The organism is Streptomyces guryensis, assembly GCF_021261325.1.
Lineage (GTDB): Bacteria > Actinomycetota > Actinomycetes > Streptomycetales > Streptomycetaceae > Streptomyces > Streptomyces guryensis.
In genome coordinates, this window is sequence record NZ_JAJSBI010000010.1 from 292,330 (window position 1) to 318,859 (window position 26,530).

At 72.0% G+C, this 26,530-nt stretch carries 19 protein-coding genes; 13 read left to right on the top strand and 6 right to left on the bottom strand.

Translation table 11 applies throughout. The annotated features are described in order from the left end of the window. Window positions 1–51: 51 nt before the first annotated feature. Complete coding sequence (locus tag LJ657_RS22060) at window positions 52–720, bottom strand: MOSC domain-containing protein (protein WP_232650464.1); 669 nt, start codon at window positions 718–720, stop codon at window positions 52–54. A gap of 80 nt (window positions 721–800) precedes the next feature. Between LJ657_RS22060 and LJ657_RS22065 the strand changes: the two genes are divergently transcribed. Then, complete coding sequence (locus LJ657_RS22065; RefSeq protein ID WP_232650465.1) at window positions 801–1,697, top strand: LysR family transcriptional regulator; 897 nt, start codon at window positions 801–803, stop codon at window positions 1,695–1,697. A 121-nt stretch (window positions 1,698–1,818) separates the two neighbouring features. Here the strand turns inward: LJ657_RS22065 and LJ657_RS22070 are convergent, their stop codons facing one another. Next, window positions 1,819–2,145, bottom strand: a complete 327-nt coding sequence (locus LJ657_RS22070; protein ID WP_115906403.1) for a WhiB family transcriptional regulator — start codon at window positions 2,143–2,145, stop codon at window positions 1,819–1,821. Window positions 2,146–2,526: 381 nt separating this feature from the next. Between LJ657_RS22070 and LJ657_RS22075 the strand changes: the two genes are divergently transcribed. The 4 genes from LJ657_RS22075 (at window position 2,527) to LJ657_RS22090 (ending at window position 7,083) form a co-directional block, all read left to right on the top strand. Beyond that, entirely contained in the window at window positions 2,527–3,138 is a 612-nt protein-coding gene (locus LJ657_RS22075; protein WP_003948568.1) for a response regulator transcription factor, read from the top strand. A 457-nt stretch (window positions 3,139–3,595) separates the two neighbouring features. Beyond that, window positions 3,596–4,183 carry a sigma-70 family RNA polymerase sigma factor gene (locus LJ657_RS22080; protein ID WP_030930346.1) on the top strand — a complete coding sequence of 196 codons (588 nt, stop codon included), beginning with the start codon at window positions 3,596–3,598 and terminating at the stop codon, window positions 4,181–4,183. A gap of 154 nt (window positions 4,184–4,337) precedes the next feature. Then, window positions 4,338–5,840, top strand: a complete 1,503-nt coding sequence (gene guaB, locus LJ657_RS22085; protein WP_232650466.1) for an IMP dehydrogenase — start codon at window positions 4,338–4,340, stop codon at window positions 5,838–5,840. Between the two features lie 118 nt (window positions 5,841–5,958). Then, window positions 5,959–7,083 carry a GuaB3 family IMP dehydrogenase-related protein gene (locus LJ657_RS22090; RefSeq protein WP_232650467.1) on the top strand — a complete coding sequence of 375 codons (1,125 nt, stop codon included), beginning with the start codon at window positions 5,959–5,961 and terminating at the stop codon, window positions 7,081–7,083. Window positions 7,084–7,766: 683 nt separating this feature from the next. Here LJ657_RS22090 and LJ657_RS22095 read toward each other — a convergent pair. Further along, a complete protein-coding gene (locus LJ657_RS22095) occupies window positions 7,767–8,306 on the bottom strand; it encodes a hypothetical protein (RefSeq protein ID WP_232650468.1) in 540 nt (179 codons plus the stop codon). Between the two features lie 125 nt (window positions 8,307–8,431). Further along, complete coding sequence (locus LJ657_RS22100; RefSeq protein ID WP_232650469.1) at window positions 8,432–9,640, bottom strand: nucleotide sugar dehydrogenase; 1,209 nt, start codon at window positions 9,638–9,640, stop codon at window positions 8,432–8,434. 271 nt (window positions 9,641–9,911) lie between these two features. Between LJ657_RS22100 and LJ657_RS22105 the strand changes: the two genes are divergently transcribed. Then, complete coding sequence (locus LJ657_RS22105; RefSeq protein ID WP_232650470.1) at window positions 9,912–11,618, top strand: glycerol-3-phosphate dehydrogenase/oxidase; 1,707 nt, start codon at window positions 9,912–9,914, stop codon at window positions 11,616–11,618. A gap of 93 nt (window positions 11,619–11,711) precedes the next feature. Here the strand turns inward: LJ657_RS22105 and LJ657_RS22110 are convergent, their stop codons facing one another. Further along, entirely contained in the window at window positions 11,712–12,755 is a 1,044-nt protein-coding gene (locus LJ657_RS22110) for a serine hydrolase domain-containing protein (protein WP_232650471.1), read from the bottom strand. Between the two features lie 172 nt (window positions 12,756–12,927). Between LJ657_RS22110 and LJ657_RS22115 the strand changes: the two genes are divergently transcribed. From LJ657_RS22115 to LJ657_RS22135, 5 genes are all read left to right on the top strand, one after another. Continuing rightward, a complete protein-coding gene (locus LJ657_RS22115) occupies window positions 12,928–15,234 on the top strand; it encodes a serine/threonine-protein kinase (protein ID WP_232650492.1) in 2,307 nt (768 codons plus the stop codon). Window positions 15,235–15,398: 164 nt separating this feature from the next. Next, window positions 15,399–18,149 (top strand): serine/threonine kinase C-terminal domain-containing protein, encoded by a 2,751-nt coding sequence (locus LJ657_RS22120; RefSeq protein WP_232650472.1) that lies wholly within the window; start codon window positions 15,399–15,401, stop codon window positions 18,147–18,149. A 161-nt stretch (window positions 18,150–18,310) separates the two neighbouring features. Beyond that, window positions 18,311–19,987, top strand: a complete 1,677-nt coding sequence (locus LJ657_RS22125; RefSeq protein WP_232650473.1) for a serine/threonine-protein kinase — start codon at window positions 18,311–18,313, stop codon at window positions 19,985–19,987. Window positions 19,988–20,059: 72 nt separating this feature from the next. Then, entirely contained in the window at window positions 20,060–21,691 is a 1,632-nt protein-coding gene (locus LJ657_RS22130; RefSeq protein ID WP_232650474.1) for a protein kinase domain-containing protein, read from the top strand. Window positions 21,692–21,790: 99 nt separating this feature from the next. Continuing rightward, the gene (locus LJ657_RS22135) at window positions 21,791–23,359 is read left to right on the top strand and encodes a serine/threonine-protein kinase (protein WP_232650475.1); all 1,569 of its coding nucleotides are present in this window, start codon (window positions 21,791–21,793) and stop codon (window positions 23,357–23,359) included. Window positions 23,360–23,366: 7 nt separating this feature from the next. Here the strand turns inward: LJ657_RS22135 and LJ657_RS22140 are convergent, their stop codons facing one another. Next, on the bottom strand, window positions 23,367–24,269 hold the full coding sequence (locus LJ657_RS22140) for an AraC family transcriptional regulator (protein WP_232650476.1): 903 nt from the start codon (window positions 24,267–24,269) through the stop codon (window positions 23,367–23,369). 99 nt (window positions 24,270–24,368) lie between these two features. Between LJ657_RS22140 and LJ657_RS22145 the strand changes: the two genes are divergently transcribed. Beyond that, the gene (locus LJ657_RS22145; protein ID WP_232650493.1) at window positions 24,369–25,304 is read left to right on the top strand and encodes an MBL fold metallo-hydrolase; all 936 of its coding nucleotides are present in this window, start codon (window positions 24,369–24,371) and stop codon (window positions 25,302–25,304) included. A gap of 49 nt (window positions 25,305–25,353) precedes the next feature. After that, the coding region (locus tag LJ657_RS22150; protein WP_232650477.1) for a serine/threonine-protein kinase at window positions 25,354–26,530 on the top strand (1,177 nt) is incomplete at its 3' end.

Genomic DNA, 26,530 nt, shown 5'->3' on the forward strand with positions numbered 1-26,530 from the left:
AGGGTCCGACGCCGGTGAAGCTCCCGAGCGGGACGCCGAACAGAGGGCATGTCAGGAGCCGTATGTCTCCAGGTACTTCCGCGCCGCCGCCAGACTCTCCGGATGCAGCGCCGCCCCGGCGGGCAGCAGGCGCGGCAGCAGCTCCCGCTCCGTCGTCGACGCACGGAACTGCAGCGCCACCGTCACCTCGTGCTCCGGCCGGTGCACGATCTCGACCGGGTCGCCGGACCGTATCCCACCCGGCTCGATCACCCGCAGGTACGCACCCGGCGCACCCTTCCGCGTGAACCGCTTCACCCACCGCTGCTCACCCAGATGGCCCTGGAAGGTGCCGCAGGGAATCCGGCCGCAGGTCACCTCCAGGACCACCTCCTGGCCGATGCGCCAGCGCTCGCCGATCAGCGCGCCCGAGATGTCCAGGCCCTCGGTCGTGAGGTTCTCGCCGAAGGAGCCGTTCGCCAGTGGGCGCGCCAGCTCGCGCTCCCAGTCGTCCAGGTCCTCGCGCGCCATCGCGTACACGGCCTGGTCGTTCCCGCCGTGGTGCTGTCTCTTGCAGACCGCGTCCCCCGCCAGCCCGCTCCCGCCGATGCCCTTCGGCCCGGGAGCGGCCACCCGCACCGGTCCGTCCACCGGTCGCTTGTCGATACCGGTCAGCCCCTCGGGGTTGTCCGTGTACGGCACGGCCTTCGCACTGCCCAGATTCACCGACAGAAGCTTCATGACGGCACGGTAGGTGACGCCCTCTCAAAACGTCGACGCATTATTCGGAGCGCTGTCAAAGCCTCACTTATCCTGGAAGGGTGATCGAGGCCCGCCATCTGCGCGTCCTGCGCGCCGTCGCCGCCACCGGCTCCTTCTCGGCCGCGGGGCGCGAACTGGGCTGCACGCAGCCCGCCGTCAGCCAGCAGATGAAGGCACTGGAAGCGTCGGTCGGCACGCCGCTGCTCATCCGCGGCGGACGCGAGATGCGGCTGACCCAGGCCGGTGAGGCGCTGGTGCGGCATGCCGCGGGGATCCTGTCCGGCCTCACGGCGGCGGAGGAAGAGGTCGCTGCCATCGCGGGGCTGCGAGCAGGGCGCGTACGGCTCGTCTCGTTCCCGAGCGGCAGCTCGACGCTCGTACCGACCGCCCTCGCGGCCCTGCGCGCCGCGCACCCCGGCACCCGGGTCTCCCTGGAGGAGGCCGAACCGCCCGCCTCCGTGGAGCTGCTGCGCGAGGGCGACTGCGACGTGGCGCTGGCCTTCCGCTACGAGGGCGCGGAAGCCGAGGAGTGGGACGACCTCGTCGTGCGACCGCTGCTGAGCGACCGGCTCGTCGGGCTCGTGCCCGAGCGGCACCGGCTCGCGCAGGCCGGAACCGTGGCCATCGGGGACCTGGCGCGCGAGCCCTGGATCGCCGGATGCCCCCGCTGCCGCGGGCAGTTGGTCGAGGTGTGCGAGAGCGCCGGGTTCACCCCTCGCATCGACTTCGCCACCGACGACTATCCGGCCGTCGTCGGCCTGGTCGGCGCCGGTCTCGGCGTCGCCGTACTACCGCAGCTCGCCATCGAGTCGGTACGGCCGCGGCACGCGCGCGTGCTGACGCTGGAGCCGGCGGTGCGGCGGGAGATCGTGGCGCTGACGCTGCCCGATCTGGCCCAGGTGCCCGCGGTCGCGGCGACCCTGGAGCAACTCGGGCGCGCGGCCGTCCGGCAGTGAAGAAGGGCACGCCGCGCGCGTGCCGCTCTCATCGGGGAGCTCGGGGAGCTCGGGGAGCTCGGGGAGCTCGGGGAGCTCGGGGTCCGGGAGCTCAGGGACCCGGGAACGCAGAAACGTTCCTTCAATTGTTCGAGACGCCGTCCCCGGCGGTCGCCGCTGCCACCAGCCGGTTCCGCGCCCGCCCCATCAGCTCTTCGCGCTCGTCCTCGGTCAGGCCGCCCCACACGCCGTACGGCTCTCTCACCGCCAGCGCGTGCGCCGCGCACTGCGCGCGCACCGGGCACCTCATACAGACCTCCTTGGCCGAGTTCTCGCGAGCGCTCCGGGCCGCACCGCGCTCACCCTCCGGATGAAAGAAGAGCGAGCTGTCCACTCCGCGGCAGGCGGCCAGGAGCTGCCAGTCCCACAGGTCCGCGTTCGGTCCGGGAAGGCGGGAGAAATCTGCCATTACGTGACCCCTTGTAGCCGTTCTGAGCGGATACGGTGCCCATGACCGTATATCTACGATCTAAGGAAATGAAAATATGACTCATTGCGAATCTAGCCTCAGACACCAGTAGATGGGAAGAAAAAGGGCTAAATGGGGCATGGGTTGTGATGAAACGTTGAGGGTCCGCCCTGCATGTCTGCACCGTGTCCGTGCCCTCACGTAGAGTGCCGAAGATGGCACACGGCCCCGTAACTCTTTCGAGTGACCATCGTTGAGAGTGCGGAGGCGGTTGAAGCAACAAGTGCTCGGGCAGGCGCCCGAGACGGTCGACCGCACAGGTGACGATTTCGTACCAGCCTGGAGGCTCAAGGTGACGTGCATCAGCTGCGGAGGACGGCCATGACATCCGTCCTCGTCTGCGACGACTCCCCGCTTGCCCGAGAGGCGCTCCGCCGCGCGGTCGCGACCGTGCCCGGCGTCGAGCGCGTGACGACCGCGGCCAACGGCGAGGAAGTCCTCCGCCGCTGGGGCGCCGACCGTTCGGACCTGATTCTGATGGACGTACGCATGCCCGGACTGGGCGGCGTCGAGACCGTGCGCCGGCTGCTGTCCGCAGACCCCGGTGCGCGCATCATCATGCTCACCGTCGCCGAGGACCTTGACGGCGTGGCCCTCGCGGTCGCCGCGGGTGCCCGGGGCTATCTGCACAAGGACGCCTCGCGTGCGGAGCTGCGCGCGACCGTCACCCAGGCGCTCGCCGACCCGACCTGGCGGCTGGCCCCGCGCCGGCTGCGCTCCGCCGAGATGGGCGCCGCGCCCACGCTCACCGCGCGGGAGATCCAGGTCCTGGAGGGCATGAGCCACGGCCGCTCCAACGCGGAGATCGGCCGCGAGCTGTTCCTCTCCGAGGACACGGTCAAGACACATGCCCGGCGGCTCTTCAAGAAGCTCGGCGCCTCGGACCGGGCGCACGCCGTGGCGCTCGGCTTCCGCTGGGGCCTGGTTCGCTAGGGCAGTCGGGTGTGTTGCAGCGGGGGTTCGGGAACCCCCGCCCACCGCAAGGTGGGTGGGGCCGGGCGACCCCGGGGAAGGTCGGGTACGCCCTCATGCCGCCCGGCGCGCGCGCCTTTTGTCGCACCGGCCGAAGGCCCTGGTGGCTCTGCCGCGGGGGGCCTCGGTCGGCTGGGCGGGAGCGCGTACCCACCGCGATGCCGGCCGCTGCCGCGGTGCGCGGGGACAGGCACTCGTACCCCGTCGGAGCCGCTTGTCAAAAGGCCCCGCCGGGTGCCCGATGCTCGTTTCGGCGCGGATGCCGCATCCTTGAGGTGTGGAGTCTCTCGGGGACGAGTCGGTCGAGCGGAAGGGGAGGGCGCAAGGGATGAGTTCCGGCGCACCTGCTCATAACGCTTCGGTGCACAACATCGGACACGGTGCCACGGCCCGCGCGGCCGCAAGGCACCATGGACCGATGCGCGACGACGAGGCGGCGAGTGCCGCAGGGGCGATCGGTGCACTCGTCCATCGCGCCGTGGACGGGGACGAGCAGGCCACGCACGACCTGCTGGCCCATGTCCACCCCCTGGCGCTGCGCTACTGCCGCACCCGTCTGTCGCGTCTGCCGGGTGACGCCCGGCACTTCGTGGAGGACCTCGCGCAGGAGGTCTGCGTCGCCGTCCTCCTCGCGCTGCCGCGCTACAAGGACACCGGCCGCCCCTTCGAGGCGTTCGTGTTCGCCATCGCCGCGCACAAGGTCGCGGACCTGCAGCGGGCGGCGATGCGGCACCCGGGGTCGACGGCGGTCCCGTCCGACGAGATGCCGGAGCGGCCGGACGACTCGCTCGGTCCGGAGGAGCGGGCGCTGCTCAGCAGCGACGCCGAATGGGCCAAGAAACTGCTGGCCAACCTGCCGGAGAACCAGCGAGAGCTGCTGCTGCTGCGGATCGCGGTGGGCCTCACGGCCGAGGAGACCGGACAGATGTTGGGAATGTCACCCGGAGCGGTGCGGGTCGCACAGCACCGGGCCCTGAGCCGGCTCAGGGCACTCGCGGAGCAGTGACCCCACTGCCGTAAGTGCCTTCCTTGAACAGGTCTCTCGACAATTCCGTACGAACATACGAAGCCCAGGGTCACGCGCAACCGTGGAATTCGAGAGCCGTGCTTCCCGTTAGCATGGACATCCGCACCGATCAAGGCCATTTGGGGAAGGTGTCATGACTGCAAACGTCGACGGAGTGCCCGGTAAATTCGCGACACTCGGGCTGACCTACGACGACGTGCTGCTGCTGCCGGGCGCATCCGAGGTGCTCCCCAACGCGGTCGACACCTCGTCCCGCATCTCCCGCAACGTGCGGGTCAACATCCCGCTGCTCTCCGCGGCCATGGACAAGGTGACCGAGTCCCGCATGGCGATCGCGATGGCCCGCCTCGGCGGCGTCGGCGTGCTGCACCGCAACCTGTCGGTGGAGGACCAGGTCAACCAGGTCGACCTGGTCAAGCGGTCCGAGTCCGGCATGGTCACCGACCCCATCACGGTGCACCCGGAGGCGACGCTCGCCGACGCGGACGCCCTGTGCGCCAAGTTCCGCATCAGCGGTGTCCCCGTCACCGACCCGGCCGGCAAGCTGCTCGGCATCGTCACCAACCGTGACATGGCCTTCGAGTCCGACCGCAGCCGCCAGGTGCGCGAGGTCATGACCCCGATGCCGCTGGTCACCGGCAAGGTCGGCATCTCCGGTGTGGACGCGATGGAGCTGCTGCGCCGCCACAAGATCGAGAAGCTTCCGCTGGTCGACGAGGCCGGTGTCCTCAAGGGCCTGATCACGGTCAAGGACTTCGTCAAGGCCGAGAAGTACCCGAACGCCGCCAAGGACTCCGAGGGCCGCCTGCTGGTCGGTGCCGCCGTGGGCGCCAGCCCCGAGGCACTGGAGCGCGCCCAGGCGCTCGCCGACGCCGGCGTGGACTTCCTGGTCGTCGACACCTCGCACGGCCACAACAGCAACGCCCTCAGCTGGATGTCGAAGATCAAGTCGAGCGTCTCCGTCGACGTGATCGGCGGCAACGTCGCCACCCGTGACGGCGCGCAGGCCCTCATCGACGCCGGTGTCGACGGCATCAAGGTCGGCGTCGGCCCCGGCTCCATCTGTACGACCCGCGTGGTCGCCGGCATCGGCGTACCGCAGGTCACCGCCATCTACGAGGCATCCCTCGCAGCCCGCCCGGCGGGCATCCCGCTGATCGGCGACGGCGGTCTGCAGTACTCCGGTGACATCGGCAAGGCCCTTGCGGCCGGTGCCGACACGGTGATGCTCGGCAGCCTGCTCGCCGGCTGCGAGGAGTCGCCCGGCGAGCTGCTCTTCATCAACGGCAAGCAGTTCAAGTCGTACCGCGGCATGGGCTCGCTCGGTGCCATGCAGTCCCGCGGCCAGGCGAAGTCGTACTCGAAGGACCGCTACTTCCAGGGCGAGGTCTCCTCCGACGACAAGCTCGTGCCCGAGGGCATCGAGGGCCAGGTGCCCTACCGCGGCCCGCTCGCCAACGTGCTGCACCAGCTCGTCGGCGGTCTGCGCCAGACCATGGGCTATGTCGGCGCCGCCACCATCGAGGAGATGGAGACCAAGGGCCGCTTCGTGCGGATCACCTCCGCGGGCCTCAAGGAGAGCCACCCGCACGACATCCAGATGACGGTCGAGGCGCCGAACTACAGCCGCAAGTAGTCACGCAAGCAGCCAGCAGGCTCCTTCAAGGGCGGCCCCGGTAGCACCGGGGCCGCCCTTGTCGTACCCGTCGGCGATACTGGGAGACGCTGAAACGCATCAGGGAAAGGCCACAGACGTGACTGAGATCGAGATCGGGCGCGGCAAGCGCGGCCGCCGGGCGTACGCCTTCGACGACATCGCCGTCGTCCCCAGCCGCCGTACGCGGGACCCGAAGGAGGTCTCGATCGCCTGGCAGATCGACGCCTACCGCTTTGAGCTGCCGTTCCTGGCCGCCCCCATGGACTCCGTGGTCTCCCCGGCCGCCGCGATCCGCATCGGCGAGCTCGGCGGCCTCGGCGTGCTGAACCTCGAGGGCCTGTGGACGAGGTACGAGGACCCGCAGCCGCTGCTCGACGAGATCATCGGGCTGGACGCGGACCGGGCCACGCGGCGGCTCCAGGAGATCTACGCCGCCCCCATCAAGGAGGAGCTGATCGGCGCGCGTCTGAAGGAGGTGCGCGACTCCGGCGTGGTCACCGCGGCCGCGCTCTCCCCGCAGCGCACGGCGCAGTTCTCCAAGGCCGTTGTGGACGCGGGCGTGGACATCTTCGTCATCCGCGGTACGACGGTCTCCGCGGAGCACGTCTCCGGCTCGCACGAGCCGCTGAACCTGAAGCAGTTCATCTACGAGCTCGACGTCCCGGTGATCGTCGGCGGCTGCGCCACGTACACGGCAGCCCTGCACCTGATGCGCACGGGCGCGGCGGGCGTGCTCGTCGGCTTCGGCGGCGGCGCCGCGCACACCACCCGCAACGTGCTGGGCATCCAGGTGCCGATGGCGACCGCGGTCGCGGACGTGGCGGCGGCCCGCCGTGACTACATGGACGAGTCGGGCGGCCGGTACGTGCACGTGATCGCGGACGGCGGCGTGGGCTGGTCCGGCGACATCCCGAAGGCGATCGCCTGCGGCGCGGACGCCGTGATGATGGGCTCCCCGCTCGCGCGCGCCACGGACGCGCCCGGCAAGGGCAACCACTGGGGCATGGAGGCCGTCAACGAGGAGCTCCCGCGCGGCAAGAAGGTCGACCTCGGCACGGTCGGCACCATCGAGGAGGTGCTGACGGGCCCGTCGCACACTCCTGACGGCTCGATGAACCTCTTCGGGGCGCTGCGGCGGGCTATGGCCACGACCGGGTACAGCGAGCTGAAGGAGTTCCAGCGCGTCGAGGTGACGGTGGCGGACTCGCAGCACAAGCGGTAGGGCTTACGGCGTGAAGGGGGCCGGTCACCTGGTGGGGTGACCGGCCCCCTTCGTATGCCCTGGGCTTGCGCGGGGCGCGTGGGGTGGTGCGGGGGCGTGCGGTTGCGTTCGGGGCGAATACGGGCTGGTCAGCCGGGCCGAGGGCGATAACGTCCGTGTCGGCGCCCCAGGTTGCTGGAGCGCCCCCTTCCAAGGACTTGGTTCCGGACCCCGCTCCTCGGGGCCCGGCCCGATTTCCGACGGACCGCCTACCGGGTCAATGGGTGGTGTCGTGGAAGGGGGCGCCCATGGGACGTCACCGCAAGCCCACTCGCTGGGATCGGATCCGTCTGTGGATGGTGAAGTGCCGGAGGAGGTGGATCTTGCGGATTTTCGGAGGGTGAGCGGCCGCCCCTACAAAACCTAGGGGCGGACACTCCGTGAACCATCCAGGAGCCTGCCGCAGTGACCGCTGCGGTGGGCTCCACCTACTGGGGGTGATGGTGAGCGGCCGTCCCTGCGCAAACCAGGGGCGGACACTCCGTGATCCATCCACGAGCCTGCCGCAGCAGCCACTACGACCGACCCCACCTGTCTCCGTAAGGTACCCGCGCCGCGCCCCGCATGCCACCAGCCCCGGAGCCCTCCGCACCCGCGCGCCCCCCTTCACAACCGACGCGCCGCCCCGCCCCGCGCCGACAGCGTCAAACCGCCGCCTTCTTGGCGCCGGTGAACGCGACGTACGCGGCGATCGCGAAGAACACGAACGTCAGCGGGTCGGCGTCCGCCTTCCAGGCCTCCTGGACCACGCTGAGGTGCTGGAAGAAGACCTCGCTGAAGCCGACCTTCACCTGGTCCGCGATGAGCATGGCCTCGCCCACCAGCTGGCCGAGGTAGACGGCGCCCAGGGACAGCACCGCGCTCGCGACCGGCAGGACCGGGTTGCGGCCCCCGAGCCGTCCCGCGGCGAGGCCGATGAGGAAGCCGACGCCGACCGCCGCCCAGCCGATCTCGCGCTTGGTCAGGCCGATGATCACGCCGTAGACGCCCGCGACGACCACGGCGGCACCGAACGCGGCCGCGAGACCGAGCCCGATGTTGTTCTTCACGGGAGCGGGCACGGGAGCGGGCGCGTACGGAACGCCCGGCGCCGGAGGCTGCGGTGCCGCGTCCGGCTGCTGGGCTTCCGCGTTGCCGTCGACCGTCTGGGGCTGCGGCGGCGGCGTTGGAGCTGACTGGCTCATGACAGAGATCCCCCCACGGGATGGAACGAGCGGATGGTGAAGCGAAGAAAGTGTGCGCACGCGTGTGCGACAAGTGGGGGGAGAGCAACAGGTGGGGGTGACAGGGCGACCAGTGAAATATGCGGTCAGAGGCGGTGGGCGGCCCCCGTCGGAACGGCTCCGCGCGTGTCCAGCAGCAACTGCGCCTTCACCGAAAGACCTTGGAGGTCGTACGTCCGGTGCTGCTGGAGCAGGATCGTCAGATCGGCCTCGGCCGCGGCCTCGTAGAAGGAGTCCGCGCGCGGGACCGGGCGGTCCAGGACGCTCCAGGACGGGACGTGCGGGTCGTGATAGCTGATCGAGGCGCCCAGTTCCATGAGGCGGACGGCGATCTCCGGGGCGGTGGTGCCCTGTTGGTCGGCGAGGTCCGGCTTGTAGGTGACGCCCAGGAGCAGCACGCGTGCGCCGCGCGCCGACTTGCCGTGCTCGTTGAGGAGGGCTGCGGCGCGCTGGACGACGTAACGGGGCATCTGGCTGTTGACCTGCTGGGCGAGTTCGACCATGCGCAGGGTGCGGCCCGGGTCGCCGGTCAGGTCCTGGGGGACGGCGTGGCCGCCGACGCCGGGGCCGGGGCGGAAGGCCTCGAAGCCGAACGGTTTGGTCTCCGCACAGCGGATGACGTCCCAGACGTCGACGCCGAGGTGGTTGCAGAGGACGGCCATCTCGTTGACGAGCGCGATGTTGACGTGCCGGAAGTTGGTCTCCAGGAGCTGCACGGTCTCCGCCTCGCGCAGTCCGCGCGCGCGTACCACCTTGTCGGTGAGGCGGCCGTAGAACGCGGCGGCGGACTCGGTGCAGGCGGGGGTGAGGCCGCCGATCACCTTGGGGATGTTGGCCGGGGTGAAGGCGCGGTTGCCGGGGTCGACCCGGCTGGGGGAGTAGGCGAGGTGGAAGTCGCGGCCCGCATGCAGCCCGGAGCCCTCCTCCAGGAGGGGGCACAGGAACTCCTCGGTGGTGCCCGGGGGGACGGGCGACTCCAGGATGACCGTGGTGTGCGGGCGAAGCCGAGCGGCCAGGGCGCGGGCGGCCGCCTCCACCTGGCCGAGGTCGAGCGTGCCGTCCGCTGCGCGCGGGGTCGGCGCGCAGATGACGGCGGTTCGCACCCGGCCGAGCTCGGCCGGGCTGGTGGCGTGCCGGAAGCCCCCCGAGAGCATCCGGCGCAGCTCGGCAGGGCTGAGGGAGCCCTGCTCGGGCCCGGTCCGATAGCCGAGTGTGGGGATGCCGGCCGCGACGGCTGCCTGGGCCAGGGGCAGGCCGAACGGGCCGAGTCCGATGACGGCGAGATCTGCGGGCATGGCGTGGGCCGTCCTCCCAGTAACCGAAGCGGGGCAAGCGCGCAAGTCCTGTGGACAGGACAGGCGAAGCGCAATGTCACACTAGGAGTAAATATGACCGATTTGCGGGATTGGTTGTCCGTGTTTTCCGCAGGTCTCGGGAATGTTGTCCACAGGCTGGGGGTGACTGGTGGCTGAAGCCGGGCAAGCCGGTCAGAATTTGGGCAGGGGGGATAGGAACCGGGCTTCGCCCGACGGGTGCGGCCGACGCTACCGATAGCGGGAGGCAGCGGTGAGGACAGCGACACTGGGACCGGCGCAGCGAGCCGAGTCACTGGCGGGATTGGCCGAGCGCGAGCTGGACGTACTGGTGGTGGGCGGCGGCGTGGTCGGTGCGGGCACCGCGCTGGACGCCGTGACACGAGGGCTGTCCACGGGCCTGGTCGAGGCGCGTGACTGGGCGTCGGGCACATCCAGCAGGTCCAGCAAGCTGATCCACGGCGGACTGCGCTATCTGGAGATGCTCGACTTCGCACTCGTACGGGAGGCGCTGAAGGAACGCGGTCTGCTGCTGGAGCGGCTCGCCCCGCATCTGGTGAAGCCCGTGCCGTTCCTGTACCCGCTGCAGCACAAGGGCTGGGAGCGGCTGTACGCGGGCTCGGGCGTCGCGCTCTACGACGCGATGTCGATGGCCCGCGGACACGGCCGCGGCCTGCCCACGCACCGCCATCTGACCCGCCGCCACGCCCTGCGCGTGGCGCCCGCCTTGAAGAAGGACGCGCTGGTCGGGGCCCTGCAGTACTACGACGCCCAGATGGACGACGCCCGTTATGTGGCCACCCTGGTGCGCACGGCGGCGGCCTACGGCGCGAAGGTCGCCAACCGCGCGCGTGTGACGGGCTTCCTGCGGGAGGGCGAACGGGTCGTCGGCGCGCGCGTACAGGACGTCGAGGCGGGCGGCGAGTACGAGATCCGCGCCAAGCAGATCGTCAACGCGACCGGCGTGTGGACCGACGACACCCAGGCCATGGTGGGTGAGCGCGGCCAGTTCCATGTACGGGCGTCCAAGGGCATCCACCTGGTCGTACCGAAGGACCGCATCAGCTCCTCGTCCGGGCTGATCCTGCGCACCGAGAAGTCCGTGCTGTTCGTCATCCCCTGGGGCCGGCACTGGATCGTCGGCACGACGGACACCGACTGGGACCTCGACAAGGCACACCCGGCCGCGTCCAGCGCGGACATCGACTACCTGCTGGAGCACGTGAACTCCGTCCTTGCAGTACCGCTGACACGGGACGACGTGCAGGGCGTGTACGCGGGGCTGCGCCCGCTGCTGGCCGGCGAGTCGGAGGCCACCAGCAAGCTGTCGCGCGAGCACACCGTGGCGCATCCCGCGCCCGGACTGGTCGTGGTGGCGGGCGGCAAGTACACGACGTACCGGGTGATGGCCAAGGACGCGGTGGACGAGGCGGTGCACGGCCTGGACCTGCGGGTCGCCGAGTGCGTGACGGAGGACGTGCCGCTGCTGGGGGCCGAGGGCTACCGGGCGCTGTGGAACGCTCGGGCGCGGATCGCGGCGCGGACGGGGCTTCATGTCGTGCGCGTGGAGCATCTGCTGAACCGGTACGGGTCGATGGCGGAGGAGGTCCTCGACCTCGTCGCGGCCGACGCCTCCCTCGGGGAGCCCCTGCACGCCGCGGACGACTATCTGCGCGCCGAGATCGTGTACGCCGCCTCGCACGAGGGCGCCCGGCACCTGGACGACGTACTGACCCGGCGCACCCGTATCTCCATCGAGACCTTCGACCGGGGGGCGCGGAGCGCGCGGGAGGCCGCCGAACTCATGGCGCCGGTGCTCGGCTGGGACAAGGACCAGATCGAGCGCGAGATCGAGCACTACGAGAAGCGGGTGGAGGCCGAGCGGGAGTCGCAGCGGCAGCCGGACGATCTGACGGCGGACGCGGCGCGGTTGGGGGCGCCGGACATCGTGCCGTTGTAGGACGCCGGGCATCCGGCAGCCGGGCAGCCGGGCCTCCGGATGTCACCCGAACGAGTGGCGCGAACCGGGATCTTCGTTCGGAACCCGGCCGTTCTATGGAATGCGAGGGCAGAACTCGGCGGCGAGCAGGGCCGGTTCGAGGTCGGGATCTGCGATCGCCGTCGTGTTCACGCGGAAGGTGAGGACACGCCGGCCGTCGATGGTGGCTGCGGTGCGCACGTAGCTGCCGCTGATGCGTCCGTTGTGTCCCCACACCGTGATACCGCACGGCAACTTCTCGGGAAACAGGCCCATGCCGTACAAGCCGTGTGCGGTACGGGTGTCGCGCATCTCGCGCAGCCAGCGCGAGGGCAGGAGCTCGCCGCCCAGCAGGGCCGCGTAGAAGCGGTCCAGGTCGGCGAGCGTGGTCACCAGCTCACCCGCGGCCCCGGCCACCCGCGGGTCGAGTTCGGTGACGTCGGTTCCGTCGGTGGCGTAGGCACGGCCGTGCGGGGAGGGCAGAGAGGTACGGGAGCCGGGGAAGGAGGTGCCCGTCAGACCCAGCGGAGCGATGATGCGGCGCTCGGCCTCGGTGGCGTACGAGCGGCCGGTGACCTGCTGGACGACCATGCCGAGCAGCACGTAGTTGGTGCTTGAGTAGGAGTAGCGGCCGGGGGCGGCCGGGGGGTGGGTGAGTGCTATGCGTACGGCCTGAAGAGGGGAGAGGGGAACGGCGCCTCCGGTCTCCGTGGTGAAGTCGTTCAGGCCGCTGGTGTGGGTGAGCAGGGCGCGCAGGGTCATCGCGCGGCCGTCGTTGCCGGCTCCGCGCACCAGGCCGGGCAGATGCTGCTCGACGGTGTCGGACAGGGACAGCCGGTGTTCCGCCGCGAGTTGCAGGACGACCGTCGCGACGAAGGTCTTCGTGATGCTGCCGGCGCGGAAGTGGTCGGCGCGGGCGATGCCGCGGCCGGCCTGGGCGTAGCGGGTGCCGGACTGCTCGCGGGCCAGGAGGGCCGCGGCGGGAGCCCTGCCCCGGGTGACCAGCATGGGGAGGAGTGTGTCCGTGGCCGGTGCCGCGGGGGCCGAGGAGGCGGTCGGGGACAGGGCGAGGAGCGCAAGCGACACAGGCACGGCCAGTAGCGTCCGGAGCGGCGGCATCGCAAGGTCCTCCCTTGTAGCGGCCCATCATGCAGGGTGGTGCAGCGCATGGTCCGGCGGGGCCCCGGGTACACAGGCTCCTCGTACGGTGCCACAGGCACCCTGGGCGTCGGGCACTTGTCGGGTGAGGGACAATGGAGGCTCTGTCAGGGCGGGTTGCATGAGGGGACGCATGTCGGAGGCGGAGCGGGCGGGGACATCCCGTCAGGACACTCGTCAGGACAACAGCGAGCGTCTTCTCGCCGGGCGTTACCGGCTGGGGAGGGTGCTCGGCCGCGGCGGCATGGGCACGGTGTGGCGGGCCGAGGACGAGACGCTGGGCCGGACGGTCGCCGTCAAGGAACTGCGGTTCCCGTCGAACATCGACGAGGACGAGAAACGCCGGCTGATCACGCGGACGCTGCGCGAGGCCAAGGCGATCGCGCGGATCCGCAACAACAGCGCGGTGACGGTCTTCGACGTGGTCGAAGAGGACGACCGGCCGTGGATCGTGATGGAGCTCGTCGAGGGCAAGTCGCTCGCCGAGGTCATCCGGGAGGACGGCCTCCTGGAGCCCAGGCGCGCGGCCGAGGTCGGGCTGGCGATCCTCGACGTGCTGCGCTCGGCGCACCGCGAGGGCATCCTGCACCGTGACGTGAAGCCGTCGAACGTCCTGCTGGAGTCCGACACCGAGCGGGTCGTGCTGACCGACTTCGGTATCGCCCAGGTCGAGGGCGACCCGTCCATCACGTCGACCGGCATGCTCGTCGGCGCGCCCTCCTACATCTCCCCGGAGCGGGCCCGCGGGCACAAGCCGGGCCCCGCGGCCGACCTGTGGTCGCTCGGCGGACTGCTGTACGCGGCGGTCGAGGGGGTACCGCCGTACGACAAGGGTTCCGCGATCGCCACCCTCACCGCGGTGATGACCGAGCCGATGGAGGAGCCCAAGAACGCGGGGCCGCTGAAGGACGTCATCTACGGGCTGCTGACCAAGGATCCCGCCAAGCGGCTCGACGACGCGGGCGCGCGGGCGATGCTCAACCGTGTGATCCACGCGCCCGAGCCGAAGGAGGCCGAGCCGGAGCCGCCGTCGGACGCGACGAGGGTCGTGCCGTTGCCGGTGCAGCCCGATGCGCCCAAGAGCAAGGGGAGTCCGGGCGGGTCAGGCGGCAAGCGGGGCGAGGAGGCGGCGGACAAGCTGCGCGGGGCGCTGCGTTCCGTGCGGAAGGCCGCCGTGGCGGCGGGGGCGGCGGCCGGTTCGGCGGCCGCGACCCGTGGCAAGTCGGGCAGCGGTACGGCGGGTTCGGCGTCCGGTGACACCAAGTCCGCCGGGGCGGCCGGGGGCGGGGCGTCGGACGCGGCCGGTTCTTCGGCGCCGTCGGCATCTCCCGCTCCTCCTGGACCTCCCGTTCCTCCCCCTCCTCTTGCTCCGACGACTCCGCTGCCTGCGGTGCCTCCGGCTCCGCGGTCGGCCTCGGCGCCGTCGGCTCCGGCGCGGTCCTCGGGTTCGGCGGCAGCTGCGGGGGCCGAGGCGCCTTCCGTCTCCTCCGCCGGTGCCGGCTCGGCGGCGGCTTCGGGTTCTTCGGCCGCTTCGGGTTCCGCGGGTGCCTCGGCCTCGCCGGCAGGCGCCGTTTCCGGGGACCGGGGGAGCGCGGCCCAAGGGGCGAATACGCAGGCCGGTGGGCGCAGTTCGGGGTGGCCGGTCGTGCCGCCGCCGGATCTGCCGCCGCGGCCCGTGCCCAGGGCGCCGCTCACCGACGTGGTGCCCAAGCGGACGCTGGTGATCATCGCGGTGGTGGTCGTGCTCGCCGTGGTCGGGACCGTGCTGGCCATCGTGCTCGGCGGGGGCCACGGCAAGAGTTCGAACGGCGGCAAGAACAGCGGAGGGAAGGCCGCGGCCGGCGTGTCCGCCAGTGCTCACACCAAGGAGGACACGAGCGGCGGCACCCGTGCGGACGGGAGCGACTCGTCCGCGTCGGCGTCGAAGGGCGGAAGCACTCCCAGCAACAGTCCGACCGCGTCCGGCGGCAGCGGGGCGGGAGCGGGCGGCTCGTCCGGGGGCGACGGAGCCGTGCAGACGACGTACAAGGGGAGCCAGGGGTACTCGATCGGGCTGCCCAAGGGCTGGGCGTACCAGTCGGCGAGTTCCGCCGGGGACCGGTTCACCGGGCCCGACGGGCAGAAGCTGCTGGTCGCGTGGACGTCCACGCCCAAGGGCGACCCGGTGACCGACTGGAAGAACCAGGAGCGCTATATGACGCGCTCGCAGTACCAGAAGATCCGGATAGAGCAGGTGGACTACCGCGGCTGGAACACGGCCGACTGGGAGTTCACCTATGTGGAGAGCGGGACGGAGTACCGGACGGTCGACCGGGGGTTCGTCGTCAACGGCCATCTCGGATATGCGCTGATGTACACGGCGAAAGCCGCGGACTGGGACAGCGGCCTCCGTAAGGACACCTGGAAGACGCTCGCGAACACGTTCGAACCCAAGTCGTGAAGTGAGCCGGCCCGCGTTTGAGCCGTGAGATCTGGCATCCCCTCATTGCGAATTGCCTCCGGCACGTATCGTGAGTGTTTGCGGACCGTACGCATCCAGGTATGGGTTCGGAACGGGGCGCAAGGCGAACGGAATTGACCAACCGGGCGGCCGGGGGAGGCAACGTGGACGACTATGCGGGACGGGTTCTTGCCGACCGCTACCGCCTGCCGCTGCCACCCGCCGACGAGTACGAACTCACCGAAACCCGCGCCTTCGACACCTACAGCGGCCAGGAAGTCCTGGTCAGGCAGGTGCCGTTGCCGGAGGTCGTCGAGGCGGAGGTGCTCGACGCGGAGGGGCTGCCGGACGGTTTCACGGCCCGTGACCCGCGGGCGCGGGCGGCCGGGCGGTCCGCGGCGCGCCCCGGAGTGCGGCGGCCCACCGATCCGGCGGTACGGCGTGCGGTCGAGGCCGCGCAGGCCGCGGCGCAGATCCCCGACCATCCGCGGCTCGACCAGGTCTTCGACGTGTTCGCCGAGGGCGGTTCGCTGTGGATCGTCAGCGAGTTGGTGGCGGCGCGGCCGCTCGCGGCGCTGCTCGCCGAGAAGCCGCTCACGCCCTATCGGGCGGCCGAGGTGGCCTCCGACGTCCTCATGGCACTGCGGGTGCTGCACGCCCATGGCTGGGTGCACCGCAACGTCACGGCCCGTACGGTGCTGGTCTGCGACGACGGCCGGGTGATGCTGACCGGCCTCGCGGTCGGGGCGGCGGAGGAGGCGCTGTGCGGGTACGACCCGGTGCCGGCTCCGGAGACCGGCGGGAACGGCGGGTTCGGACCCGCGGGCGGTTCCACTGGTGGGCCGGGTCTGCCGGGCGGCCAGGGGGCGCAGAGCGTCCACAGTCCCCCTGGACTCCAGGGTGCCCAAGGCGCTCCCGGGGGCGCCGACCCCGAGGCCGCTCGGCGTGCCGCCATCCGGGCGCGTACGGCCGGAGGCCTGCCGAGCGCCGGGCCGGACACGGCGAACGGGGCGGGGGCGTCCGGCGCGCTCGCGCCCAGGGCCCTGGAGAGCGGTGGGGACATCCGGGCCGCCCGGGCCGGGGCGATCGCCGCGTACCGGGCGGGCGCCCGGGCAGCGGCCAGGGTTCAGGAGGCGCAGCAGAGCGGGCGGGCGGCGCTGCCCGGTGCCCGTTCCGCGCCGGACGGCGGCCCGGCCCCGCAGGCCAACGGCTCGGCGCAGGCCCAGACTTCCGGCGACGGCGTCGAGGCCTCGCCCCGCACCACCGCGGCACCGGGGCAGATTGCCGACCCGTACGGCACGAGCGCCACCGCCTGGCACGGGGCCGCACCGCGCAGCGGAGTCGGTGGGGCACCGGCCGTCGAGGGCGGTGAAGCAACCGGCCTTGCCAGTCAGGGCGGTCGTACGGCGCTCCCGCCGGGCGACGGCGGCCCGCATACCGGCGCGGGCCCCTACGGCAACGGCGGCACCCACCCGGGGCAGCCCGGCGCAGGTGCCCCGGCAGCGTCCGGCGTTCCGGCACCCCGCCTCGACAAGGCTCCCCCGACGGGCGTTCCGACACCCGGCTCCCACCCTCCCGCCCCGCTCCCGCCCGGCGCCACGCCCCCCAGCCGCTGGGACGACCTCGTGGCCGGCCCGCCCGCGCCGCGCGGTCCCGCCACCCCGCTGGCCGCCGAGCGGGCCCGCCAGGCGCGGATGGCCGTGGTGGGGCCCGTGACGGAGCGGTGGGCGCCGGAGCAGGCCGGGCCCGTGCACGAGAACTGGCAGCTGGCGCCGCCCATCGGACCCGCGACCGACCTGTGGGCGCTCGGCGCGCTGCTCTTCAGGGCCGTACAGGGGCATGCGCCCTATCCGGAGGAGTCGACGGCCGAGCTGGTGCAGATGGTGTGTGCCGAGCCGCCCGCCTTCGCGGAGGAGTGCGGGCCGCTGAGGCCGGTCGTGGAGTCACTGCTGCGTCAGGACCCGACCGAGCGGCTGGACTTCGAGGAGCTCAGGGGCTGGCTGCGGTCGCTCGTGCGGTCCGCGCCCGAGCCCGACGCCGGCGCGCACGTCATAGCGGCGCCGCCCGCCGACGCCAGCCGGCTGCCCGTCGTACGGCGGCGGGGCGAGCTGGTGCGCAGGCGGCGCGCCGGACTGCCCGCGACCAGTGCGCACGGGCGGCACAAGCGGGCCAAGGAGCAGGCGGGTTCGCCACGCAGACTCGGCCGCACCCTGCTTCTGCTGATCCTGCTTCTGCTGGCCGCCGCGGTCGCGTATGCCCTGCTCTTCATGCCGAAGGCCGGGGACAAGGGCGCGGCGGGCAGCGACCGTACCGGCAGTGCGGGGGAGGTCAGCCCCGCTCCCGAGCAGTCGGACAGGGGGGCCGGTAGCCGGCCGCGTCCCGACCAGACCTCGCCCAAGCCCGAGGACAGCCCCTCGAATTCGGCCGGTGCGACCGAGAGCCAGACCACCGGCCCCGTCGTCGCCGACGGTTTCACGCTGCGAAAGGACCCGGAGGGCTTCCGGATCGCCGTGGCCAAGGGCTGGTCCCGGGCCGGAAAGAACAGCTGGAACCAGGTGGTGTACTCGCACGGCGACTTCCAGCTCATCGTCGTGAAGGGACGCGACGGCGCGGTCACCTACGGCAGCGACCCGATGGCGTACCAGCGGGACACGGAGCACGAGTTGCAGCCGTACCGCAGCTCCAGCTGGGCCACCGCGACCGGGCTGCGCACCGTGACGGTGGGGACACGGACCATGGCAGAGGGGCAGTTCACCTGGACCGACGGCAGCGGGAACGACCTGTATGTGCGCAACCTCGCGATGCTCATCGACGGGCGGTACCACATCGTGCAGGTGCGCGGACCCGAGTCGCAGCGGGACGAGGTGACGAGGCTGTACGAGCAGGCGTCGGCCACGTATCAGGTGACCGGCTGATTCCTCCTGTGAAGGGCCCGTGAAGGGCCGTTCGGTTGCGCCTTGCGCACCGAAGCGACAACCGTCACAGTGCGGTCTCCTTGGGACCCCCGTTGTTCCCTGTTTACGGGCCGGTCCTTAGTCTGACCCTGTCAAGAGCATTGCGGGGCAACGTGAATCAGATGCAGGGCCAGCTTGTCGCGGGCCGCTACCGGCTCGCCGACTCGATCGGCAGCGGCGGCATGGGCCGCGTGTGGCGCGCACACGACGAGGTGCTGCACCGGGCCGTCGCGATCAAGGAGTTGACCGCCGCGCTCTACGTGTCCGAGAGCGAACAGGAGCGGCTGCTCGCGCGCACCCGGGCGGAGGCGCGCGCCGCCGCGCGCATCAACCACTCCGCCGTGGTCACCGTGCACGACGTGCTCGAACACGACGGCCGCCCGTGGATCGTGATGGAGCTCGTCGAGGGGTACTCGCTGGCCGACGCGGTCAAGGAGCAGGGGCGGGTCGAGTCCGCCGAGGCCGCGCGGATCGGACTGTGGGTGCTGCGCGCGCTGCGCGCCGCCCACGCCGCCGGAGTGCTGCACCGCGACGTGAAGCCGGGCAACGTCCTCATCGGCCACGACGGCCGCGTCCTGCTCACCGACTTCGGCATCGCCCAGATCGAGGGCGATACGACGATCACCCGCACCGGTGAGGTCGTCGGCTCCGTCGACTACCTCGCCCCCGAGCGGGTCCGCGGCCACGACCCGGGCCCCGCCTCCGACCTGTGGGCGCTCGGCGCCACGCTGTACACGGCGGTGGAGGGCAGGTCTCCGTTCCGCCGCACCTCACCGCTGTCCACCATGCAGGCGGTCGTGGAGGAGAACGCCGCCGATCCGCAGAACGCCGGTCCGCTCGGGCCCGTCATGGCCGCGCTGCTGCACAAGGACCCCGACGCCCGGCCGTCCGCCGCCGAGGCCGAGCAGATGCTCGCCGAGGCGGCGGAGGGACGGCGGTCGAACGCGGCGCAGGCCTATGTGCCGACGCAGCACACGGGCTCCCGCTACGAGACCGGAACCACAGGTTCGGGGCCGCACACCGGCTCCCGCACAGGGCCGCAGACGGGCTCCGCCACGCCGTACCCGCCGATGACCGGGCCGACGTCGATCGGACCGACCGGGATGGGCCCGGAGCACCGGACGACCACCGGCACCGCGCCGAAACGTCGCCGTCTGCGCGCCGTCGTCCTCGCGGTCGCCCTCGCGGCGATCGTCGGCGCGGGCGCGGCCGTGGCGCTCCAGTCGGGGGGCAGGGGAACGCCGAGCGGCACAGCCGGTACGTCCACGACGCAGAGCCCGACGCCCACGCCCAGTCCGGGTGCGAACGGAACCGTTCCTGCCGCGTGGCAGCGTTATGACGACCCCTGGGGCTTCAGCCTCTACCTGCCCAAGGGCTGGACCCGGAAGGTCGTCGGTGTACCCGGCGAGCTCAGGCAGGTCGACTACACACCCGACAACGGCAAGCACTTCGTCCGCATCGCCAAGGACACCTCGCCGGACTTCAAGGACGCCTACTCCCACCAGGTGAACCTGGAGCAGACGCTCAAGCAGCGTTTCGTCGACTACCGTCGGGTGCGGCTGGAGCAGAACATCTACCGCGACCGCCCCGGCTCCGTCTGGGAGTACACCTGGACCGCGCAGGCGAACCAGGCGGGGGTTCCCTTCCCCGGTCCGCGCCGTGCCGTCGAGGAGACGTACATGTCCGGCGACGGTACCGAGTACGCGATCTACATCTCGTCGCCCGCAGCCGACTGGGCCAGGACGAGCAAGCAGTTCAAGTGGGTCCTTCAGGGCTGGCAGGAGAGCACCTCCCCCTAGCCGTTGGGCCGGACGGGGGTTGGCCGGTCGCCGCCCCGGAGCAGGTCCGTCCGGTGCGGCATGATGGGGCGCATGGGGACCGAGGGGGAAGGCGTCCGTGTCATAGCGGGCCGTTACCGGCTTGAGGCGAGACTCGGGCGCGGTGGCATGGGCGTGGTGTGGCGGGCGACCGACGAACTGCTCGGCAGGCAGGTGGCGGTCAAGGAACTCGCCCTCGACCTCGACGAGACGCTCTCCGCCGAGGAGTCCAGGCGGCAGCGCGACCGCACCCTGCGCGAGGCGCGGGCGGTCGCACAGTTGCGCCACCCGCACATCATCGTTGTCCACGATGTCGTCGAGCACGACGAACGCCCGTACATCGTCATGGAGTTGATCGACGGCGGCTCCCTCGCCGACCGCATCTCCCAGCGCGGGCCGATCGCCCCCGGCGAGGCCGCCCGGATCGGCGCCGGCCTGCTCAGCGCGCTGCGCACGGCGCACGAGGCCGGGGTCCTGCACCGCGACATCAAGCCCGCCAACGTCCTGCTGGAGTCCGGCACGGACCGGGTCGTCCTCACCGACTTCGGCATCGCCCAGGTCGCGGGCGCCACCACACTCACCGAGACCGGCTCCTTCGTCGGCTCACCCGAGTACACCGCGCCGGAGCGGATGTCCGGGGCGAGGACCGGCCCCGAGTCCGACCTGTGGTCGCTGGGCGCGCTGCTGTGCACCGTGCTGAGCGGCGAATCGCCCTTCCGGCGCGACTCGCTCGGCGGCATCCTGCACGCGGTCGTGTTCGACGAGATACGGCCGCCCGCACAGGCCGAACCGCTCCTGCCCGTCGTGCTGGGCCTGCTGGAGCGCGATCCCGACCGCCGGCTGGACGCGGCGCAGGCCGAGCGGATGCTGCGCGCCTACCGCGACACCGGCCGCACCCCGGCCCTGCCCCCCGGCTACACCCCGACCGAACGGGACGTCCCCCGCCCGCCCGCGCCGCTGCCCACGCCGCCGCCTTCGCCGTCGACCACGGTGGAGACCAGGCACTCCACCCGGGGCGTGCTGGTGGCCGCGCTGCTGGTCGCCGCGATGGCCGGGGCGGGCGTGTCGGCGGCGGCGCTGCTCATGAACCGGGACGGTGAGGGGCGCGGCGGTACGCCGACGAGTTCGGCGCCCGGGACTTCGGCGAGCGCGTCGCCGTCGCCGTCGCGTTCGCCGTCGCACAGGACCGGTACGCCGAGCCCGTCGCCCACCTCCCCGCCCCCGGCGACGGCGGACCGCCCCTCCGCCCCCTCCGGCTATCGCGTGGCCGACGACCCGGCGGGCTTCTCCCTCGCCGTACCGGAGGACTTCACCCGTGAACCGCAGGGCGAGCGTGTCTTCTACCTGTCGTCGGGGGAGACCTTCCGGCTCGGCATCAAGGCCGGCGACCCCGAACCGGGCGGCCCGCTCGCGGTGATGCGGCGCGCCGCCGCCAAGGGCCCCGACACCAACCCCGGCTACCACGACGGCCGGGTCGTCCCGGCCACCCAGCACGGACACCCGGGCGCCCTCTGGGAGTTCACCTGGAACGGCTTCAGCACGGCCGAGGGCCCCCGGCACACGTACGACCTGTGCTGGGAGGAGGGCGGCCGGGTGTACGACGTGTGGGTGTCGGCGCCGGTCGGCAAGGTGCGAGAGGCGAAGGAGTACTTCGACGTCGCGGTGGACACGTTCGCGGCCCGGTGACGCGACGGGCCGCGGATTCCCGGGGGGACAGGTCACGGGTCTGTGACCGGAACGCGCCAACGCTGGATGCATGAGCGTCTGGCGCGATATGGATGGTCCATGAGCACCAGCGGGGGAGTCGGCCACGAGTCCGACGACACGACGAGTTTTGTTCTGCAACCTCCCAGACCTCGGCAGTCGGAGCCCGGCGCCGGGCGTCTCGTCGCGGGCCGCTACCGGCTGCTGGCCAAGCTCGGCCACGGTGGCATGGGTACGGTGTGGCGCGCCAAGGACGAGACCGTCGACCGTGAGGTCGCCGTCAAGGAACCCCGTGTACCGGACCACCTTCCCGAACGTGAACGCGCCAACGTCTACGAGCGGATGCGCCGCGAGGCCCGCGCCGCGGCCCGTCTCGACCACCCGGCGGTGGTCAACGTCCACGATGTGGCGGTCGTCGACGACCGGCCGTGGATCGTGATGGAGCTGGTGCAGGGCCGTTCGCTCGGCAGCGCGCTGCAGGAGGGCACGCTGGACGCGCGCGAGGCCGCCAGGATCGGCCTGGAGGTGCTGGGCGCGCTGGAGGCCGCGCACGCCGCGGGCATCCTGCACCGCGACGTCAAGCCCGACAACGTCCTCCTCGGCCGGCACGACCGCGTGGTCCTGACCGACTTCGGCATCGCCCGGATCGAGGGCGAGACCAGCCTGACGGACACGGGCGGCTTCGTCGGCTCGCCCGAGTTCATCGCCCCGGAACGGGTGCTGGGCCAGCGCCCAGGGCCGGCCTCCGACCTCTGGTCCCTCGGTGTCGTCCTCTACGCGGCCACGGAGGGCGTCTCCCCGTTCCGCCGCAGCAACACGCCGGCCACGCTCCAGTCGGTCCTCAACGCCACCCCGGCACCGCCCGCCTCGGCGTCGGGACCGCTGGCCGAGCTGATCACGGGCCTGCTGCAGAAGGATCCGGCGAGACGTCCGGGCGCCGGGCAGGTCCGGGCGCTGCTGGAACAGACCGTGAACCCGCCGGTCGCGGCGCCCACGCAGCCCACGCAGTCCGGGCAGATCGTCACCCGGGGGGTCCGGTTCGGGCGCAAGGTGTGGCTCGGGGCCGGCGCGGGCGTCCTGTCGGCGGTGGTGGCGGCGTACCTGCTGATCGTGAACCCCTTCGCGGGGCCGCTGCCGGACGGCTGGAAGACGCACCACGAGAACGATGTGGCCGCGACGCTGGCGGTGCCGGGCGGCTACCAGCGGGCGGTGCCCGACCGGAAGACCGACAAGGGCCACTGGGTCACGTACAGCGACCTGAGCGGTGCGATCGGGATCACCCTGAGCCTGGTGAAGAAGTCCGAGGACACCGGCGGCGCCATCAAGGACTCCGCCGCCGCCCAGATGTACGACGACGACGGCACGTTCAAGCAGAGCGGCGCGTACGAGCTCAACATGCCCGCCGGCCCGAACACCAAGACCAGGCTGACGACGTACCGGAACAAGCCGTCCGCCGAGAACACGGTCGTCTACAAGAGCGACGACAGCCAGCACCCGCTCCCGCGCGAAGTACGGATCTTCTACTACAAGTCCTCGGCCGGCGACCTGTACAAGCTGATCGTGAGCTACCCCGGCAAGGGTGACTTCACCGCGCGCGGACGCGAGGTGGCGCAGGCCACGATCGCGAACCTGGACCTCGACAGGCTCTGACCCACCGTCAGCGCCGCACCGTCGCCCGGTACCTCCCCGGCGTCACCCCGAACTCCCTGCTGAACGCGTGCGACAGGGCGTACGGGCTGCTGTAGCCCGCCGTACGGGCGACCGAGGCCAGCGGGGCATCGGTGTCGCGCAGGAGTGCGGCCGTGCGGGTCAGCCGCCACCAGGTCAGATACGCCATCGGTGGGCGGCCGACCAGTGCGGTGAACCGGCGGGCCAGCGTGGCACGGGAGACGCCCGCCTCCGCGGCCAGGCGGTCGTTCGTCCACGGGGCGGCCGGGTCCGAGTGCAGGGCCCGGAGGGCTGCCGTGGTCACCGGGTCGCCGAGCACGGCCGGCCAGGCACCCGTCGCCGTGTCCGCCTCCGTCGTCCACGCCCGCACCATGTAGATCAGCAGCAGGTCGAGCAGGCTCGGCAGCGCCAGGCAGGAACCCGGGCGGCGCTCGTCGAGCTCGCGGGCCAGCAGGTCCACGGCGGCGCGCAGTTCGGGATGGGAGCCGACCCGGTTCGGCAGATGGACGACCTGCGGCAGCTCCGCCAACAGCGGATGCACGCGGCTGCGGTCCAGCCGGTACTTGCCGCACAGCAACTCCACCTCACGCCCGCCCGGCGCCCCCTCCGGCCGCCTCATCTCCTCGAACGGCACGGCCCGCGCCGTATCGCTCGGCCCGTCCGCCAGCACATGCCCCGCCCCGTGTGGCAGCAGTACGACGTCTCCCGCGCCCAGCGTCACCGGCTCACCGCCCTCGTCGGGCAGCAGCCAACAGCCACCCGCGAGGACCACGTGGAACCCCGCGCCCTCGTACGGCGCGAACCGCGTGCACCAGGTGCCGCCGACCCGCAGCCGGTTCGAGGAGGGCTGTCCGATGCGTACGGCGGAGATCGCGTCACTCACCACGTCCATGAGGCGCAAGCGTATCCGAATGAGGCAGACAGGCATTGGAATGCTCACAGCAGCGCTTCTAGAGTTCCTGGCATGGCTGATGAAAACGCGCGGAGTGACATGCGGAGTGATGTGCTGGATGGCGTGCAGAGCGACGTGCAGGGTGACGTGCGGGGTTTCGTGATCGGCGACGTCGAGGTGTTCCGGGTCGTCGAGTGGCGGGCGCCCTACGCACCGACCCGGGACCTCGTTCCGGGCGTCGGCCCCGAGGTGTGGCGGGACAACCGACAGGCGCTCGTCCCGGACCACTGGGAGCCCGGCGGCGACCGGGCCGTGGTCGCGCTGCAGACCTGGGTGGTCCGCAGCAGCGGCCGGACCGTCCTGGTCGACACGGGGGTGGGCAACGGCCGCGAGCGGCCCGGCAACGCCCTCTTCCATCAGCGGCAGGGCGACTTCCCGGAACGCCTGGCGCGGGCCGGAGTGCGGCCGGAGGACGTCGACGTCGTCGTCAACACCCACATCCACGGCGACCACGTAGGCTGGAACACCCATGAGGTGGAGGGCAGTTGGGTTCCCACCTTCCCTAATGCCACTTACCTCCTCCCGGCCGCCGACGACCACCACTTCGGTCCGGACGGCGGATACGGCGGCGGCGTACGCCCGGACGACCGACTGATCCACGAGGACAGCATCGCGCCCGTGCACAAGTCCGGGCAGGCCGTGCTGTGGGACGGCGAGCACCGCATCGACGAGCACCTCACTCTGGAGTCCGCGCCCGGCCACACCCCGGGCTCGTCCGTCCTGCGCGTCGCCTCACGCGGTGAACGGGCCGTGTTCGTCGGTGACTTGCTGCACAGCCCGGTCCAGATCCTGCACCCCGAGTGCAGCAGCTGCTTCTGCCTGGACCCCGGGCAGGCGGCCACCAGCCGCCGCCGGGTGCTCGAACAGGCCGTGGACGAGGGCGAGTTGCTGATCCCGGCGCACTTCGGCGGATCGGGTGTCGTGGAGGTGCGGCGACGGGGTGACGCGCTCGCCTTCGGCCGCTGGACGCCGTAGCGCGGGCCCCGCGTCGACAACTCCCCGTTCCGCACGGTACTCATGAGGCATGAGTGCAGGCGGCGAACGGACGCGCGAAGGTCGGCTGCTCGGCGGGCGCTACCGGCTGGCCGAGCGCATCGGCTCCGGCGGGATGGGCACCGTCTGGCAGGCGTACGACGAACTCGTGGAGCGGGACGTCGCCGTCAAGCAGCCGCGGCTGCCCGGAGACCCGGAGGACGAGCACCGCCGGCGGGCCGCCCACCGCCTCCACCGCGAGGCCCGCGCCGCCGCCCGCGTCGACCACCCGGCCGCCGTCTCCATCCATGACGTCGTGGTCGAGGAGGACGGACTCCCCTGGATCGTCATGGAGTTGATCCGCGGCGAGTCCCTGCACGAAGTCCTCCGGCGCGGCCCGGTCGAGGCTGCCGAAGCCGCCCGTATCGGCCTCGCCGTCCTCGGTGCCCTGGACGCGGCACACGCCGTCGGCATCGTGCACCGGGACGTCAAGCCGGCCAACGTCCTCCTCGGCGCGCACGGCCGTGTCGTCCTCACCGACTTCGGCATCGCCCATGTCCAGGGCGAGGAATCCCTGACCGTCAGCGGCGAGTTCGTCGGCTCCCTGGAGTTCGTCGCGCCCGAGCGGATGTCGGGCCGGGGCGCCGGGCCCGCCTCCGACCTGTGGTCGCTGGGTGTGCTGTTGTACGCGGCGGTGGAGGGGGTCTCCCCGTTCCGGCGTACGACGGTCGAGTCCACCCTCGCCGCGGTCATCGCCTCCGAACCGCCCGAGCCCCGGCAGGCGGGACCGCTCGGCCCGCTGATCGCACGGCTGCTGGTGAAGGACCCGGAGCAGCGGCCCGGCGCGAAGGAGGCCGGAGCGGTGCTGGAGGCGGTGGCCGAGGGCTGGCCGGTACCGCAGGCCGAGGCCGGTGCGGCCGCGGCCCAGGGCACGGCTGGGCTGCGGGAGTTCGCCGACGACGCGGGGACCGTACGGCTGGGGGCAGCGCCCGCGACGGCCGCGGCGCCCGCGACGGCCGCGACGGCCGCGACGGCCGCGACGGCCGCGACGGCCGCGACGGCCGCGACGGCCGCGACGGCCGCGACGGCCGCCAAGGCCACTGTCCCGGAGACAGCGGTCCCCGGGGCCGTACCGGAGTCCGGCACCGCACGCATCTCCGGGCCCCCGACGACTCGCGAGCCGTCCGCCGAGCCCGAGCCGTCCGCCCCCGCTGGTCGCCGGAAAAGTC

Excerpts from the sequence above, each read along its gene's own strand:
- LJ657_RS22060 (WP_232650464.1), bottom strand. The coding sequence starts at position 720 with ATGAAGCTTCTGTCGGTGAATCTGGGCAGTGCGAAGGCCGTGCCGTAC.
- LJ657_RS22070 (WP_115906403.1), bottom strand. The coding sequence starts at position 2,145 with ATGGCAGATTTCTCCCGCCTTCCCGGACCGAACGCGGACCTGTGGGAC.
- LJ657_RS22075 (WP_003948568.1), top strand. The coding sequence starts at position 2,527 with ATGACATCCGTCCTCGTCTGCGACGACTCCCCGCTTGCCCGAGAGGCG.
- LJ657_RS22080 (WP_030930346.1), top strand. The coding sequence starts at position 3,596 with ATGCGCGACGACGAGGCGGCGAGTGCCGCAGGGGCGATCGGTGCACTC.
- guaB (WP_232650466.1), top strand. The coding sequence starts at position 4,338 with ATGACTGCAAACGTCGACGGAGTGCCCGGTAAATTCGCGACACTCGGG.
- LJ657_RS22095 (WP_232650468.1), bottom strand. The coding sequence starts at position 8,306 with ATGAGCCAGTCAGCTCCAACGCCGCCGCCGCAGCCCCAGACGGTCGAC.
- LJ657_RS22100 (WP_232650469.1), bottom strand. The coding sequence starts at position 9,640 with ATGCCCGCAGATCTCGCCGTCATCGGACTCGGCCCGTTCGGCCTGCCC.
- LJ657_RS22110 (WP_232650471.1), bottom strand. The coding sequence starts at position 12,755 with ATGCCGCCGCTCCGGACGCTACTGGCCGTGCCTGTGTCGCTTGCGCTC.
- LJ657_RS22115 (WP_232650492.1), top strand. The coding sequence starts at position 12,928 with ATGTCGGAGGCGGAGCGGGCGGGGACATCCCGTCAGGACACTCGTCAG.
- LJ657_RS22125 (WP_232650473.1), top strand. The coding sequence starts at position 18,311 with ATGCAGGGCCAGCTTGTCGCGGGCCGCTACCGGCTCGCCGACTCGATC.
- LJ657_RS22130 (WP_232650474.1), top strand. The coding sequence starts at position 20,060 with ATGGGGACCGAGGGGGAAGGCGTCCGTGTCATAGCGGGCCGTTACCGG.
- LJ657_RS22135 (WP_232650475.1), top strand. The coding sequence starts at position 21,791 with ATGAGCACCAGCGGGGGAGTCGGCCACGAGTCCGACGACACGACGAGT.
- LJ657_RS22140 (WP_232650476.1), bottom strand. The coding sequence starts at position 24,269 with ATGGACGTGGTGAGTGACGCGATCTCCGCCGTACGCATCGGACAGCCC.
- LJ657_RS22145 (WP_232650493.1), top strand. The coding sequence starts at position 24,369 with ATGCGGAGTGATGTGCTGGATGGCGTGCAGAGCGACGTGCAGGGTGAC.